Origin of the sequence: Klebsiella pneumoniae complex sp. WS1778, assembly GCF_049472055.1 — a bacterium.
In the GTDB taxonomy this organism is placed as follows: domain Bacteria; phylum Pseudomonadota; class Gammaproteobacteria; order Enterobacterales; family Enterobacteriaceae; genus Klebsiella; species Klebsiella quasipneumoniae.
In genome coordinates, this window is record NZ_JBKGTJ010000012.1 from 1 (window position 1) to 15476 (window position 15476).

General features: G+C 59.0%; 16 protein-coding genes and 1 riboswitch. Of the genes, 8 read left to right on the forward strand and 8 right to left on the reverse strand.

Annotation, left to right across the window (positions count from 1 at the left end):
* The first annotated feature begins 495 nt into the window (after nucleotides 1-495).
* Both purH and purD read left to right on the forward strand, forming a co-directional pair.
* Nucleotides 496-2085 (forward strand): bifunctional phosphoribosylaminoimidazolecarboxamide formyltransferase/IMP cyclohydrolase, encoded by a 1590-nt coding sequence (gene purH / locus ACLEXF_RS24845; protein ID WP_004206735.1) that lies wholly within the window; start codon nucleotides 496-498, stop codon nucleotides 2083-2085.
* Between the two features lie 15 nt (nucleotides 2086-2100).
* Entirely contained in the window at nucleotides 2101-3396 is a 1296-nt protein-coding gene (gene purD, locus ACLEXF_RS24850; protein ID WP_004206736.1) for a phosphoribosylamine--glycine ligase, read from the forward strand.
* Here purD and zraR read toward each other — a convergent pair.
* Nucleotides 3386-4717, reverse strand: coding sequence for a sigma-54-dependent response regulator transcription factor ZraR (gene zraR / locus ACLEXF_RS24855; RefSeq protein ID WP_064190156.1), 1332 nt, complete (start codon nucleotides 4715-4717; stop codon nucleotides 3386-3388). The genes purD and zraR overlap by 11 nt on opposite strands.
* Nucleotides 4704-6098, reverse strand: a complete 1395-nt coding sequence (gene zraS, locus ACLEXF_RS24860; protein WP_325910920.1) for a two-component system sensor histidine kinase ZraS — start codon at nucleotides 6096-6098, stop codon at nucleotides 4704-4706. The genes zraR and zraS overlap by 14 nt, the downstream gene beginning before the upstream one ends.
* Nucleotides 6099-6357: 259 nt before the next feature.
* Between zraS and zraP the strand changes: the two genes are divergently transcribed.
* Nucleotides 6358-6795, forward strand: coding sequence for a zinc resistance sensor/chaperone ZraP (zraP, locus tag ACLEXF_RS24865; protein ID WP_064190159.1), 438 nt, complete (start codon nucleotides 6358-6360; stop codon nucleotides 6793-6795).
* Between the two features lie 3 nt (nucleotides 6796-6798).
* Here the strand turns inward: zraP and ACLEXF_RS24870 are convergent, their stop codons facing one another.
* The 6 genes from ACLEXF_RS24870 to nudC form a co-directional block, all read right to left on the reverse strand.
* Entirely contained in the window at nucleotides 6799-7494 is a 696-nt protein-coding gene (locus ACLEXF_RS24870; protein WP_023319466.1) for a DUF1481 domain-containing protein, read from the reverse strand.
* A 12-nt stretch (nucleotides 7495-7506) separates the two neighbouring features.
* Nucleotides 7507-7779, reverse strand: coding sequence for a nucleoid-associated protein HU-alpha (hupA, locus tag ACLEXF_RS24875; RefSeq protein ID WP_002884342.1), 273 nt, complete (start codon nucleotides 7777-7779; stop codon nucleotides 7507-7509).
* Nucleotides 7780-7965: 186 nt separating this feature from the next.
* The gene (locus tag ACLEXF_RS24880) at nucleotides 7966-8556 is read right to left on the reverse strand and encodes a YjaG family protein (RefSeq protein ID WP_004206742.1); all 591 of its coding nucleotides are present in this window, start codon (nucleotides 8554-8556) and stop codon (nucleotides 7966-7968) included.
* 42 nt (nucleotides 8557-8598) lie between these two features.
* Nucleotides 8599-9270, reverse strand: coding sequence for a deoxyribonuclease V (gene nfi, locus ACLEXF_RS24885; RefSeq protein WP_004206743.1), 672 nt, complete (start codon nucleotides 9268-9270; stop codon nucleotides 8599-8601).
* A gap of 12 nt (nucleotides 9271-9282) precedes the next feature.
* Complete coding sequence (hemE, locus tag ACLEXF_RS24890; protein WP_004206744.1) at nucleotides 9283-10347, reverse strand: uroporphyrinogen decarboxylase; 1065 nt, start codon at nucleotides 10345-10347, stop codon at nucleotides 9283-9285.
* Between the two features lie 40 nt (nucleotides 10348-10387).
* Entirely contained in the window at nucleotides 10388-11161 is a 774-nt protein-coding gene (gene nudC, locus ACLEXF_RS24895) for an NAD(+) diphosphatase (protein ID WP_407259970.1), read from the reverse strand.
* A gap of 93 nt (nucleotides 11162-11254) precedes the next feature.
* Between nudC and ACLEXF_RS24900 the strand changes: the two genes are divergently transcribed.
* The 5 genes from ACLEXF_RS24900 to thiS all read left to right on the forward strand — a co-directional run bounded on the left by ACLEXF_RS24900 (nucleotide 11255) and on the right by thiS (nucleotide 15476).
* Nucleotides 11255-11752 (forward strand): Rsd/AlgQ family anti-sigma factor, encoded by a 498-nt coding sequence (locus tag ACLEXF_RS24900; protein WP_004206746.1) that lies wholly within the window; start codon nucleotides 11255-11257, stop codon nucleotides 11750-11752.
* Nucleotides 11753-11805: 53 nt separating this feature from the next.
* Nucleotides 11806-11929: riboswitch (TPP riboswitch) on the forward strand.
* 84 nt (nucleotides 11930-12013) lie between these two features.
* Nucleotides 12014-13909 (forward strand): phosphomethylpyrimidine synthase ThiC, encoded by a 1896-nt coding sequence (gene thiC, locus ACLEXF_RS24905; protein WP_023319462.1) that lies wholly within the window; start codon nucleotides 12014-12016, stop codon nucleotides 13907-13909.
* Nucleotides 13909-14544, forward strand: coding sequence for a thiamine phosphate synthase (thiE, locus tag ACLEXF_RS24910; protein WP_017901116.1), 636 nt, complete (start codon nucleotides 13909-13911; stop codon nucleotides 14542-14544). The genes thiC and thiE overlap by 1 nt, the downstream gene beginning before the upstream one ends.
* Nucleotides 14537-15292 carry a thiazole biosynthesis adenylyltransferase ThiF gene (thiF, locus tag ACLEXF_RS24915; protein ID WP_004206749.1) on the forward strand — a complete coding sequence of 252 codons (756 nt, stop codon included), beginning with the start codon at nucleotides 14537-14539 and terminating at the stop codon, nucleotides 15290-15292. The genes thiE and thiF overlap by 8 nt, the downstream gene beginning before the upstream one ends.
* Nucleotides 15276-15476 carry a sulfur carrier protein ThiS gene (gene thiS, locus ACLEXF_RS24920; RefSeq protein WP_004206750.1) on the forward strand — a complete coding sequence of 67 codons (201 nt, stop codon included), beginning with the start codon at nucleotides 15276-15278 and terminating at the stop codon, nucleotides 15474-15476. The genes thiF and thiS overlap by 17 nt, the downstream gene beginning before the upstream one ends.

The following is a 15476-nucleotide window of genomic DNA, read 5'->3' on the forward strand; positions in this document are numbered from 1 at the left end:
TGTTAAAGAGCAGTTGCGACGCGCTTTAGCGCTCTGTCGCGAGGTGGCGTATATTACGCTTTCCTCTTTCAGAGTCAACCCGTTTTTCAGGATTTTTCTCTTCAACCGAACCGGCTGTTTGTGTGAAGTGATTCACATCCGCCGTGTCGATGGAGGCGCATTATAGGGAGTTCTCGAGCGCCCGCAATAGAAAAATGGCAGAAAAATGACTGACTGCTGCATTCCCCAGCAAAACCCCGCTTTATACCTCGTTACACACAGAATTATCCACAGGAGAGCGTAAAAACATGACCGCTAGCCCCGTGGATCGCCAGCTATATAGAAGGAGATTCACCGGCCTGGAGAGAAAGATAAAAATTCGCGAGCGTTGCGCAAACGTTTTCGTTACAATGCCGCGCTATGACACGGATGCCCGGTTGGGTGCGTTAGGTGAGTTTTTAGGCAAAAACTCACCTAACGCTCTCTGTAATGTTCAAATCCTGGGGATTTAATACCATGCAACAACGTCGTCCAGTCCGCCGCGCTCTGCTCAGTGTTTCTGACAAGGCCGGTATCGTCGAATTCGCGCAGGCGCTTTCCGCTCGTGGTGTCGAGCTGCTGTCCACTGGCGGCACTGCTCGCCTGCTGGCAGATAAAGGCCTGCCGGTAACCGAAGTCTCTGACTACACCGGTTTCCCGGAAATGATGGATGGACGCGTGAAAACCCTGCATCCGAAAGTACACGGCGGCATCCTCGGCCGTCGCGGTCAGGATGACGGCATCATGCAGCAGCACGGGATCGCGCCTATCGATATGGTGGTCGTTAACCTCTATCCGTTTGCCCAGACCGTCGCTCGCGAAGGATGCTCGCTGGAAGACGCGGTGGAAAACATCGATATCGGCGGCCCGACCATGGTCCGCTCCGCGGCGAAGAACCACAAAGACGTCGCCATCGTGGTGAAGAGCAGCGACTACACCGCCATCATTAATGAGATGGACGCCAACGAAGGCTCCCTGACGCTGGACACCCGCTTCGACCTCGCCATTAAAGCCTTCGAACACACCGCCGCGTATGACAGCATGATCGCCAACTACTTCGGCAGCATGGTTCCGGCCTATCACGGCGAAAGCAAAGAAGCCGCTGGCCGCTTCCCACGCACCCTGAATCTGAACTTCATTAAGAAGCAGGATATGCGCTACGGCGAAAACAGCCACCAGCAGGCTGCCTTCTATATAGAAGAGAATGTCAAAGAAGCTTCCGTGGCAACCGCTACCCAGCTGCAGGGCAAAGCGCTCTCCTATAACAACATTGCCGATACCGATGCGGCGCTGGAGTGCGTGAAAGAGTTCAACGAACCGGCCTGCGTGATCGTTAAGCACGCTAACCCATGCGGCGTTGCCGTTAGCGACTCGATCCTCGACGCCTACGATCGCGCATACAAAACCGACCCGACCTCCGCGTTCGGCGGCATCATCGCCTTCAACCGCGAACTGGATGCCGACACCGCGCAGGCGATCATCTCTCGCCAGTTTGTCGAGGTGATCATCGCCCCGTCCGCCAGCGAAGAAGCGCTGAAAATCACTGCCGCGAAGCAGAACGTCCGCGTACTGACCTGCGGTCAGTGGGATGCGCGCGTTGCCGGTCTCGATTTCAAACGCGTTAACGGTGGTCTGCTGGTTCAGGACCGCGATCTCGGTATGGTCACCGCGGGTGAACTGCGCGTGGTCAGCAAACGTCAGCCGAGCGAGCAAGAGCTGCGCGATGCGCTGTTCTGCTGGAAAGTGGCGAAATTCGTCAAATCCAACGCCATCGTGTATGCCAAAGACAATATGACCATCGGCATAGGCGCCGGTCAGATGAGCCGCGTCTACTCGGCGAAAATCGCCGGAATTAAAGCCGGTGATGAAGGTCTGGAAGTGAAAGGCTCCGCCATGGCCTCTGACGCCTTCTTCCCATTCCGCGACGGGATTGACGCCGCGGCAGCGGTCGGCATCACCTGCGTTATTCAGCCGGGCGGCTCTATCCGCGACGACGAAGTGATTGCCGCCGCTGACGAACACGGCATCGCCATGATCTTCACCGACATGCGCCACTTCCGCCATTAATTCATGGAGCAGCAGATGAAAGTATTAGTAATCGGCAACGGCGGGCGCGAACACGCCCTGGCCTGGAAAGCGGCCCAATCGCCGCTGGTTGATACCGTCTACGTCGCGCCGGGCAACGCCGGTACCGCGCTGGAGCCGTCGCTGCAAAACGTCGCCATCGGCGTTACCGATATTCCGGCGCTGCTTCGCTTCGCCCAGGATGAAAATATCGACCTGACCATCGTTGGCCCGGAAGCGCCGTTGGTCATTGGCGTGGTTGACGCGTTTCGTGCCGCCGGGCTGGCCATCTTCGGGCCAACCGAAGGCGCTGCGCAGCTGGAAGGTTCGAAGGCCTTCACCAAAGATTTCCTTGCTCGTCATCATATCCCGACGGCGGAATATCAGAACTTCACCGACGTTGAGCCAGCGCTGGCTTATCTGCGCGAGAAAGGCGCGCCGATCGTCATCAAAGCCGACGGTCTGGCGGCGGGTAAAGGCGTTATCGTGGCGATGACCCTCGAGGAAGCCGAAGCGGCGGTCAAAGACATGCTGGCCGGTAACGCTTTCGGCGACGCCGGACACCGCATCGTCATTGAAGAGTTCCTCGATGGCGAAGAGGCCAGCTTTATTGTGATGGTCGACGGCGAGCACGTCCTGCCGATGGCCACCAGCCAGGATCACAAACGCGTCGGCAACGGCGATACCGGCCCGAATACCGGTGGGATGGGCGCTTATTCTCCGGCGCCGGTCGTGACTGATGAAGTCCATCAGCGCACCATGGAGCGGATTATCTGGCCAACCGTGAAGGGCATGGCCGCGGAAGGCAACACCTATACCGGTTTCCTGTATGCCGGTCTGATGATCGACAAGCAGGGCAACCCGAAGGTCATTGAGTTCAACTGCCGCTTTGGCGATCCGGAAACCCAGCCGATCATGCTGCGCATGAAATCCGACCTGGTAGAGCTGTGCCTCGCCGCCTGCGCGGGCAAGCTGGATGAGAAAACCTCCGAGTGGGATGACCGCGCGTCGCTGGGCGTGGTGGTTGCCGCCGGCGGCTATCCGGGCAACTACAACACGGGCGATGAGATCCATGGTCTGCCGCAGCAGGAAGCGGCAGACGGTAAAGTCTTCCACGCCGGCACGAAACTGTCTGACGACCAGCGCGTGGTCACCAACGGCGGTCGCGTACTGTGCGTCACCGCCTTGGGCGATACCGTAGCGCAGGCGCAGCAGCGCGCCTATCAGCTGCTGACCGACATTCGCTGGGACGGTAGCTTTAGCCGTAGCGATATCGGCTGGCGCGCCATCGAACGTGAAAAGGCTAACGGCTAAGTTTCGCCAGCAGCGTTTTCCGCGTAATGCCTAACTGACGGGCGGCTTCGGTTTTGTTGCCGCCCGTTTTTTCCAGCGCCGCCAGAATCACCTCTTTCTCCACTTCCACTAACGGCTGAATTCCCCCCTCCTCGCTCCCGCCTGATGGCAGCGGCGTACCGGCGATCGCCAGCGGCAGTTCTCGCTCAGAGATATAGTTTCCGGTCAGTAGCACCACCGCCCGCTCCACCGCGTTTTCCAGCTCGCGAATATTGCCCGGCCAGGGGTAGTGGATCAGCAGGTCCATCGCCTGTGGCGTGAACCCCTTTACCGCCTTACGATTGCGTTCGGCATAGCGTTTGAGAAAGTGCTGCGCCAGCTGCGGAATATCTTCCCGGCGCCGGCGCAGCGGCGGCATCTCAATAGTCACGACGTTCAGGCGGTAATAGAGATCCTGGCGAAAACGCCCGGCGCTGACCTCTTCGGCGAGGTTGCGGTGGGTGGCGGCGATCAGCCGCACATCAACGGCAAGCGTCTGGTTGCTGCCGACACGCTGCACCTCCCGCTCCTGAATCGCCCGCAGTAGCCGGACCTGCATCAATGGCGAGATATCGCCAATTTCATCGAGGAACAGCGTGCCGCCATCCGCTTCGACAAAGCGCCCCTCACGTCGCCGCTCCGCGCCGGTAAACGCCCCTTTTTCATGGCCGAAGAGTTCCGACTCCAGCAGCGACTCATTCAGCGCCGCACAGTTGAGCGTCACCAGCGGCTTATCACCGCGCCCGCTGCAGGCGTGGATGGCGCGCGCCACCAGTTCCTTACCGGTTCCCGACTCCCCATGGATCAGCACCGTCGCGTCCGAAGGGGCTACCAGCATAATTTCGTTAAGAAGCGCCTGCATCGCCGGGCTGTCGCCAATCATGCCCCACCGTGAATCCGTCGCAACGCTGGGGTCGCCCTCGCTATGACGGGTGTGTGCCAGCGCCTGGACTAACGTCTGCTGTAACGTGTCAAAATCCAGCGGTTTAATCAGATAATCCAGCGCCCCGGACTTAATGGCCTCCACCGCCGTATCGACGCTGGAGAACGCCGTCATGATCAGCACCGGGATCGCCGGGTTATAGGCTTTTATCTCTTTTAACGTTGCGATACCGTCCAGCTCCGCCATGCGAATATCGCACAGTACCAGGTCGAAAACCTGATGATGGATCTGCTCCAGCGCCTGCCGGCCGTTGTGGGCTAATGCCACCTGATAGCCCCAGCCGCGCAGCAGCGCCTGCAAGATCGTGCAGTGGCTGATGTCATCATCGACAACCAGAATCTGTACCTTATCGCTGCTCATCTTCCCTCCGTTGAGCATCCAGCGGTAGCCAAAGCGTAAATATCGCTCCAGCCCCCGGCTGACTTTCGGCGCGGATCGTCCCGCCATGTTGTTCGATAATATTCTGCACCACCGCCAGCCCCAGCCCGGTGCCGTCCGCCTTGGTGGTAAAATAAGGAGTGAAGATGGCCTGTAGCTCTTCATCGCTCATCCCCTTACCGCTATCCTTAACGACTATTTTGATACGTCGCCGATCGGCTTCACTTGCCGATACGTGAATGACGCCGTCGCGGCCAATCGCCTGCATCGCGTTCAGGTACAGGTTCAACAGCACCTGGTTCAGGCGGTCGGCATCGGCGTTGATCGTGGAGAGCTCCGGGCGCGGCGTAAATTGCAGCGCGATCCCGCGACTCTGCGCATCCTGGCTAACCAACTGCAATGAGTGGTGGATAAGCGCGTTAATATCCACCGGCTGGTAATTTAAATGCGCGGGCCGGACCAGCTCCAGCAGCTCACTGACCACCCGATTGAGGCGGTCGGCCTCTTTGGCCATCACCTGCGCTAACTGATGTGACTCACCGCCCGGCGGCGTGCGCTCGGCAAAATATTTTGCCAGCCCTTTAATCGACGAGAGCGGATTGCGGATCTCGTGCGCCACGCCTGCCGCCAGATGGCCAAGCGCCAGCAGTTTCTCTTTGCGGGCCATCGCCTCCAGCAGTTGTTTCCGTGAGCGGCGATAGCGGCGGAACCAGAACTGGGCAAGGATCGTTGCCGCTGTCACCAACGCGGCGGCGCCCAGCATGATGGCCATATTCCGCTGCCCGCGGGCCTGCGTGGCATCCAGCTCGCGGCTATCAAAGGCGATAAAAATCACCTGCGGGACGCTGGCTTGAGCCAGGGCGCTGTTGCCGCGATTCATCATGCCCATATGGTGGCCGCGGGCCGGATTGAGCGGGCGAAACTGGCGATAGATCTCCATGGCCGGCTGCGGCTCGCTAAGCCGCCGCCAGCGAGCCTGTTCGCCAACCGCCAGCGCACGCATCTGCGCGGGGCTGTAGAGCGTTTGACCCACCTGCTGCGGATCGCTGTGGGCGATGATGGCGCCATTGTCATCAGTCACCGCGAACCACAGGACGCCCGGCTGCCAGGCCATCTCTTCCAGCAGGGCCTGCAGCTGCGCGTGGTGCATCCGCATTCCCATGCCAACGCGCGTGCCGGACTCCAGCGCGCGGATCAGTACGCTCCCCTTCTCCTCGATAGTTTGTCGGGCGGCGGTCGTCTCACGACCGTAGTCGCGGACGATCATCGCGGAGAACAGCACCACCAGCAGCACTACCGTACCGGTCAGCAGCCAGCTCAGCGCGCCAGCGGCAGCGTCCCGGGAAAAAGGTTTGATCTTCATCGGCGAGTCCTTGTCATCTCCTTTTCGCTATCAGCAGGATCTTTCAGCAGAAATCATGCCATGTTTCCGCGCGGCCAAACCTGCTCTCAAACATATCGCCTGCGCTTTAGCGAGTAAAAATGACTCGCCGGTCCCGGGCGGAACGGGTCATTTTTACTCGCTCTTCTCTTTAACGGCCTCGGCAGGCCTGCACGGACGGGCTTTTTCAGGCTGGCATGAAAGATGCAATACCGAGAGAAACCACACAGGAGAAAATGCCATGAAACGGAACCGTACCTTACCTCTCGCCCTCGTTACCTTAGCCGCGCTGACCTTCGGCAGCAACACGGCCTGGGCCAACCACCACTGGGGCAACAATAACGGGATCGGCAACCAGGGCTACAGTCAGCTGACCCAGGAGCAGCAGGCTACCGCGCAAAAGCTGCATAACGATTACTATGAGCAAACCAGCGCCCTGCGCCAGCAGTTGCAGTCCAAACGCTATGAGTACAATGCGTTGCTCACGGCGCAAAAGCCGGATAGCGGCAAGATTGAAGCCGTCGCTCAGGAGATGGAAGGCTTACGCCAGAAGCTGGATCAGCAGCGAGTGAAATTTGATCTCGCCCTGGCTGAGGCTGGTGTTCCCCGCGGCGCAGGAATGGGATATGGCGGCTGTCGCGGTAGCGGCGGCGGTCATATGGGCATGAATCACTGGTAAAGGTTAGAAGCTTTTTTCCGTCGGCTGCCAGGTGCAGAAGTTTTCATTGGCCACCAGCAGCAGTTGAGAGCCTTCCGGCGCCTCCAGCCAGGCAATGCTCACCGCGGCGGAAGCGTGGCTCTGCCGACGTTCAATGTGCGCCAGAGCCCGACTATCGAGGTCGGGCGTGACCGTCTGCCCTTCACAGGTCAGCACGGTATGCGCGGCGGCGTTCCAGCGTCCCTGACGCAGGACGACCCGTCCCTGGCGGAGGGCGTCGCTGGTCTGGCGGATCTGCTCGGCGCGATAACGGTACAGCGCGACCTGGTCGCTGGAGAGTTGCTGCTTCTGCCCGTCAACTTCCCGCTGCATAAAGCTAAGATCGCCCTGCGCGTCGAAGCGGGCGCGAATATGTTCCGGCGGCTTGCCGTAGACATTGAGTTCAATCAGCGTCAGCTGATCGCCCTGCCAGCGATATTCGCTGGTCGAGGTGTCCCCGTGACGCCACGGGCTGAAGGCGGCGAGAAGATGGACTTCATCGCCAGAATCTTTACGCCAGATACGCATCGCCCCCTGGTTGTCCGCATAACCGCTGGCGGTAAATGGTGGTAGCGACGCGTTATGGCTGCAGGCAGTCAGCAACAGGATGCCCGCCAGCGCCAGAGGCCGGCGCCAGACAGACAAAAGGGGCTTAATAGCCCCTTCGATAAAACTGTTCACTGCCACGCGGTCTTACTTAACTGCGTCTTTCAGTGCTTTGCCAGAAACAAATGCCGGCACGTTAGCTGCAGCGATTTTGATCTCTTTACCGGTCTGCGGGTTGCGGCCAGTACGCTCAGCGCGGTGGTTCACTTTGAAGGTACCGAAACCAACCAGTTGAACAGCATCACCTTCTTTCAGAGACTCAGTAATTGCAGCCAGGGTAGATTCCAGGGCAGCTTTAGCCTGTGCTTTGGACAGGTCAGCTTTGTCCGCAATTACATCAATCAGTTGAGTCTTGTTCATAAGTTATCCTTACAATGTGTTTATCGCTTGCTAAGCATCGAGTGCGACGGAAATGCCAAAAAAGCACCCTCCTGCATACACGCACCGATAGCCACTTTTTTTCGCCCTCCAAATGTAGACCAGACGGGGGGCGGAATGGAAGCCTTCAGACGCTACAATTCAGGCGGTAAATCACGTTTTCTGGTCTCACTGCTGAAAATTTATACCAATATTGCTCTCACCAGCCTCACGCAGGTCCGCGCGCAGGCCTTTTATCAGCTCAAGGTCACGCTCTTCGCAGTCGGCCAGCAGGCGGAAAATTTCCCACTGAATGTCCCATTCCTGCTCTACCGCCGGGTTCGCTTTCAGCTCTTCGTCGGTCATTTCGCGACCTTCCTGGGTCATTTCCAGCATCGCCACGGTGGTGATGGAGGTTTTGCTCACCTCGATCGCGTGCTCGAGCGTTTCGCCGCTCAGACGCGAATGGATCAGTTCGCTCAACGCCACGCAGGCGTCTATGGCCGGATAAACACCGTACAGGTCGAAATCATCTGCCGCCGGGATCGCCTCTTCCAGTTTCTCCAGCTGACTATCGAAATTCACCTTCGCATCTTTGACCGTCAGCGTTTCCCAGATCAGATCCAGGATACGACGGTACAGCTGGCCGTCGCCAAACTCGGTTTGCTTGCAGAACATCGCGTAGTTGGGGTACATACGCTCGCACAGGCAGGCCATAAAAGTGACATGCTGCCAGCTTTCCAGCTTCTCCAGGCGCAGGTGAATCGGGTTTTGTAACATGATGAATTCTCGAAGTCAGAAATTAGGCGCAGTGTACCTGAATCAGCTGTGATTTGCTTGCCAACGCACAAACGACGGACGGCGGGAAGCCACCGCATCGGCCCAGCGCGTCGGTTCGGGCAGACGATAGCCTCGCATGCAGCGTTCGACCCACATTAAAGCGCTGTCCATGCCTACCCGGTGGCCGGTGCTAATAAACAGCGGGTTGCAGCGCACTTTGCTGCGCCAGACCCAGGCCAGTTGCTCATTTTTATCCATCAGCGGGGCCAGCGCACCGGGCTCATCACCCAGGTCGCCGATTTTGCCGCACAGCCGTTTTTTCGCCACCCCGATGGTCGGCACGTCGATCATCAGGCCAAAATGGCTGGCGACGCCCAATCTTCGGGGATGAGAAATGCCGTGGCCGTCAACAAACAACAGGTCCGGTTTTTGCGAAAGCTGCTCCCACGCCGCCAGCAGCGCAGGGGTTTCGCGAAACGAGAGAAAGCCGGGAATATAGGGCATGGAAGTGGCGACGCGCGCCACCTGATACTCCACCAGCTCCAGTTCAGGCCAGGTCAGCAGCACCATCGCAGCCCGGGTGATCTCCCCTTCCTGCTCAAACCCGACATCCGCGCCGCCGATCAACGTCGGTGGGTCACGATCCAGTCGATCCGCGCGCTCTACCGACGCGGCTAACTGTTGCTGCTGGATACGGAGTGCGGCTAAATCCATATGGCTGATCTCCTACTGGTGATAGGGTGCGGAAAGACGATGCACCGCTTCAACAAAGACGCCCGCATGCTCAGGGTCAACGTCCTGATGGATGCCGTGGCCGAGGTTAAAGACGTGGCCTTCCCCCTGACCAAAGCCGGCGAGGATGGTCGCGACTTCTTCTTCAATACGCGCGGGGGGCGCATAGAGCATGGACGGATCCATGTTGCCCTGCAGCGCGACTTTGTCGCCCACGCGACGACGGGCATCGGCAATATCGGTGGTCCAGTCGAGACCCAGCGCGTCACAGCCGGTCTCCGCCATCGCTTCCAGCCACTGACCGCCGCCTTTGGTGAACAGGGTCACCGGCACGCGGCGGCCTTCGTTTTCCCGCAGCAGGCCATCGACGATTTTATGCATATAGTAGAGGGAAAACTGCTGATAGTCGCGACCGGTCAGCACCCCGCCCCAGGTGTCAAAAATCATTACTGACTGCGCGCCGGCTTTGATCTGCGCGTTGAGGTACAGGGTGACGCTCTTCGCCAGTTTATCCAGCAGCGCGTGTAGCGCCTGCGGTTCGGCGTACATCATCTTTTTGATGACGGTGAAAGCCTTACTGCTGCCACCTTCCACCATGTAGGTCGCCAGCGTCCATGGGCTACCGGAAAAACCGATCAGCGGCACTTCGCCTTTCAGTTCACGGCGAATGGTGCGCACGGCATTCATCACGTAGCCCAGTTCCTGCTCGGGATCCGGGACTGGCAGCTTGTCGACGTCGGCTTTGCTTTTCACCGGCGAGGTGAAGCGCGGGCCTTCGCCTGCCTCAAAGTACAGCCCCAGTCCCATGGCGTCCGGGATGGTCAGGATGTCCGAAAAGAGGATCGCCGCGTCCAGCGGATAACGACGCAGCGGCTGGAGCGTCACTTCGCAGGCCAGCTCGGCATTTTTACACAGCGACATAAAGTCGCCCGCTTGCGCACGGGTGGCTTTGTACTCCGGTAAATAGCGGCCCGCCTGGCGCATCATCCACACCGGGGTGACATCAACCGGCTGACGCAGCAGCGCGCGCAGGTAACGATCGTTCTTCAGTTCGGTCATTTTTACATTCCTTTAGCGTTGATACGCCCAGTGTAACATGTCACTCGAACTCTGCCCGACACATCGCGACGGTATCTTCGATAAGCCGGCGCGCCACCGTACCTGGCGGCGGCAGAAGCGGCAGATCGTCATAGCGGTACCAGTCCGCGCTGAGTAACTCTTTTTTATCCACCACGATATCGCCCTCTGCGTAATCCGCCATAAAGGCAGTCATCAGCGACTGCGGGAACGGCCAGGGTTGAGAAGTCACGTAGCGCAGATTTTTCACCTTGATACCGCTCTCCTCCATCACCTCACGGGCGACCGCCTGCTCAAGGGTTTCGCCAACCTCGACGAACCCGGCCAGCACGGTGTGTACCCCATTGCGATGTCGGGTATGTTGCGCCAGCAGGATCGCATCGTCGCGACGGATAGCGACGATAATGCACGGGGCGATTTGCGGATAGTAACGTTCACGGCAGTGGCTGCACAGCATCGCCCATTCACTTTTACTGGCATGCATCAGGTGGCCGCAGTAGCCGCAAAATTTATGCGATCGGTAAAATTCGGCAAGCTGGATCCCTCGCCCCGCCAGCTGGAATAGACCCGGATCCTGATCCAGCACCTGGCGTAACGATCCCATGTCATGGCGGCGATCCTGGCGCACCATCCAGACGGGCTCCCCCTGCCATTCGCCAATATGCAGCGCATGCTGGCCGACAAGATCGAAATTAACCGCTTCGCCATGTGGTAATTCTCCACCAGGCAACCATAATTTTTGTTCGTGACTGACAACCCACCAGCCGCGATCTAATTTTTCAATAATACGATCCATATCTATTGCACTACCTTTGCTTCACTGGCATGTTGTTAACATTATATTTACATTTTGGTGAGCAGATTTAAATCAAAACTAGCGGAGTCAATCATGCTAAACCAGCTGGAAAATCTGACGGAGCGCGTTGGCGGTAGTAATGAACTGGTCGATCGCTGGCTACAAGTGCGTAAGCATCTGCTCGTGGCTTACTACAATCTGGTTGGCCTGAAACCGGGCAAAGAGTCGTTTATGCGGCTAAACGAAAAGGCGCTGGATGACTTTTGCCAAAGTCTGGTGGATTACCTCTCGTCCGGTCATTTTAGTATTTATGAACGCATTATTGGCGAAATGGAAGGCGATACCCCACTTTTAGCCGCCACCCGGCTTTACCCGCAGCTGGAAGCCAATACCCAGCAGATGATGGACTACTACGATACCTGCCTCGAAAACGCCATTGATCATGATAACTACCTTGAATTTCAGCAGGCGCTGTCGGATATCGGCGAGTCGCTGGAAGCGCGTTTCGCCCTGGAAGATAAATTGATCGCCCTCGCCGTCGCCCATCACCTGAGCGATGAGGTGCGCGATAATATTGCCCCGACCGCTTGAGTTGTGCGCAATTAACGAGTAGTTTATCTTCATTCCCCCTCCCCGGAGGGGATGTCATCTTGTCGGAGTGCTTATTTTCCATGTGAAGGCTACATGGAAAAGGCTGAGACCGTTAATTCGGGATCCGCGGAACCTGATCAGGCTAATACCTGCGAAGGGAACAAGAGTAAACTGCTGTTCGCGTCAGTCCGTCAGGGCCGATCGCATCTGTTACTCCATCCGTCGTCTGACAAGCCATGTCCTTTATATCTGGAATGCGCTATGTCTACTACCAAACTGACCCGTCGTGAGCTACGCGAGCACGCGCAGCGATTTATCGATACGCTGGAAGGCGCTGCTTTTCCTAATTCGCGCCGTATCTACATTCAAGGTTCACAAGCGGATATCCGCGTCCCAATGCGCGAAATCCAGCTCAGCCCGACCCTCGTCGGCGGCGATAACGATAACCCCCATTACGAAGCCAACGAACCGATCCCGGTGTATGACACCTCCGGGCCTTATGGCGACCCGGATATTGGCATTGATGTCCGCCAGGGGCTGGCCAGGCTGCGCCAGCCGTGGATCGACGCACGTAATGACTGCGCCCCGCTCAGCGAACGCAGCTCGGCCTATACCAAAGCGCGGCTGGCCGATGACGGCCTCGATGAGCTGCGCTTCAATAGCCAGCTGACGCCAAAACGCGCCGTTGCCGGCAAATGTGTTACCCAACTGCACTACGCCCGCCAGGGGATCGTCACCCCGGAGATGGAGTTCATCGCCATACGCGAAAACATGGGCCGTGAACGTATTCGCAGCGAAGTTCTGCGCCAGCAGCATGCCGGAGAAGGCTTCGGCGCCCGCCTGCCGGAAAACATTACCCCCGAGTTCGTCCGCGATGAAGTGGCCGCCGGGCGCGCCATCATCCCGGCCAATATCAACCACCCGGAGTCTGAGCCGATGATTATCGGGCGCAACTTCCTGGTGAAAGTGAATGCTAATATCGGCAACTCAGCGGTGACCTCCTCCATCGAAGAAGAGGTCGAGAAACTGGTCTGGTCTACCCGCTGGGGCGCCGATACGGTGATGGATCTCTCCACCGGCCGTTATATCCACGAAACCCGCGAGTGGATCCTGCGTAACAGCCCGGTCCCCATCGGCACTGTGCCGATTTACCAGGCGCTGGAGAAGGTCAACGGCATCGCCGAGAACCTCACCTGGGAAGTCTTCCGCGATACCCTGCTGGAACAGGCCGAACAGGGAGTCGACTACTTCACCATTCACGCCGGCGTACTGCTGCGCTACGTCCCGATGACCGCGAAGCGTCTGACCGGCATCGTCTCGCGCGGCGGCTCGATCATGGCCAAATGGTGTCTGTCGCACCATCAGGAAAACTTCCTCTACCAGCATTTCCGCGAAATCTGCGAAATCTGCGCCGCCTATGACGTTTCGCTGTCGCTGGGCGATGGCCTGCGCCCCGGCTCCATTCAGGATGCCAACGACGAAGCACAGTTCTCCGAGCTGCGCACCCTCGGCGAGCTGACGAAAATCGCCTGGGAGTATGACGTGCAGGTGATGATCGAAGGTCCCGGCCACGTGCCGATGCAGATGATCCGCCGCAATATGACCGAAGAGCTGGAGCACTGCCACGAAGCGCCGTTCTACACCCTCGGGCCGCTCACCACCGACATTGCGCCGGGCTACGACCATTTCACCTCCGGCATCGGCGCGGCGATGATCGGCTGGTTCGGCTGCGCCATGCTGTGCTATGTCACGCCGAAAGAGCATCTCGGCTTGCCCAACAAAGAGGATGTGAAGCAGGGGTTGATTACCTACAAAATCGCCGCCCACGCCGCTGACCTGGCGAAAGGCCATCCAGGGGCGCAGATCCGCGATAACGCCATGTCGAAGGCGCGCTTCGAATTCCGCTGGGAAGACCAGTTTAACCTCGCGCTAGATCCGTTCACCGCTCGGGCCTATCACGATGAAACCCTGCCGCAGGAATCCGGCAAAGTTGCCCACTTCTGCTCCATGTGCGGTCCGAAGTTCTGCTCAATGAAGATCACTCAGGAAGTCCGCGACTACGCCGCCAGGCAGGCCATCGACGCCGGCATGGCCGATATGTCGCATCACTTCCGCGCCCGCGGCGGCGAAATCTACCTGAAACAGGAGGAAGTCTGATGTATCAGCCTGATTTTCCACCCGTCCCGTTTCGTCTCGGGCTCTACCCGGTAGTGGACAGCGTGGCGTGGATTGAACGCCTGCTCGAAGCTGGAGTACGCACCCTTCAGTTACGCATCAAGGACCGACGCGACAGCGAGGTGGAGGATGACGTCATCGCCGCCATCGCCCTTGGCCGCCGCTATCACGCCCGGCTGTTCATTAACGATTACTGGCGACTGGCGATCAAGCACCAGGCCTACGGCGTACATCTCGGACAAGAAGATCTGGAAACCACCGATCTGAGCGCCATCCGCAAAGCCGGGCTACGTCTTGGCGTCTCCACCCATGACGATATGGAGATTGATATCGCCCTGGCGGCGCGTCCCTCTTACATCGCTCTGGGTCACGTCTTCCCGACGCAAACCAAACAGATGCCCTCCGCGCCGCAGGGACTCGAGCAGCTTGCCAGACATATCCAACGCCTGGCGGATTACCCCACCGTGGCGATCGGCGGAATTAGCCTTGAAAAGGCCCCGGCGGTGCTGGCGACCGGCGTCGGCAGCATCGCAGTGGTCAGCGCCATCACCCAGGCGGCGGACTGGCGGGCAGCGACCGACCAGCTGCTGGCGCTGGCAGGAGCGGGCGATGAATGATCACGACTTTATGCGCTATAGCCGCCAGCTGCTGCTGGAGGATATTGCCATCGAGGGTCAGCAGAAGCTGTTAGCCAGCCGGGTGCTGATTATCGGCCTTGGCGGGCTGGGCTCCCCGGCAGCGCTCTATCTGGCCGGGGCTGGCGTCGGGACGCTGACCCTGGCCGATGACGACGCCGTGCATCTCAGCAATCTGCAGCGGCAGATCCTGTTCACCAGCGCGGATATCGATCGGCCAAAAGCCGCGGCGGCAAAGACGCGGCTCAGCCAGCTAAATCCGCAGATCACACTGGTTGCGCTCCAGCAGCGCTTAAGCGGCGAGGCGCTGCGCGCCGAGGTGGCGAAAGCGGACGTGGTGCTGGACTGTACCGATAACATGGTCACCCGCCAGGCGATCAATGCCGCCTGCGTGGCCCTCGACATCCCGTTAGTGACCGCCAGCGCCGTCGGCTTCGGCGGTCAGCTGATGGTGCTCACCCCGCCCTGGACACAGGGCTGCTATCGCTGCCTGTGGCCGGATAGCGACGAACCGCAGCGCAACTGCCGCACCGCGGGGATCGTCGGCCCGGTGGTCGGCATGATGGGCACGCTGCAGGCGCTGGAGGCGATTAAGCTGCTCAGCGGCATGACGACGCCGCGCAACACACTGCGGCTGTTCGACGCCCGCACCAGCAGCTGGCGTAACCTGGCGCTACAGCGCTCCCGGGGCTGCCCGGTGTGCGGAGGGCGACATGCAGATCTGGTTTAACGACGAGCCGCTGGCGTGCGCCGACAATCTCAGCGTGAGCGCCCTGCTGACCCAGCTCGAACAGCTGCAGCCGGGCGTCGCGCTGGCGCTCAATCAACACATTCTGCCGCGCGATCGGTGGGAAGATCATCTCTTGCAGGAAGGCGATCGAGTCCTGCTTTTTCAGGTTATCGCTGGAGGCTGA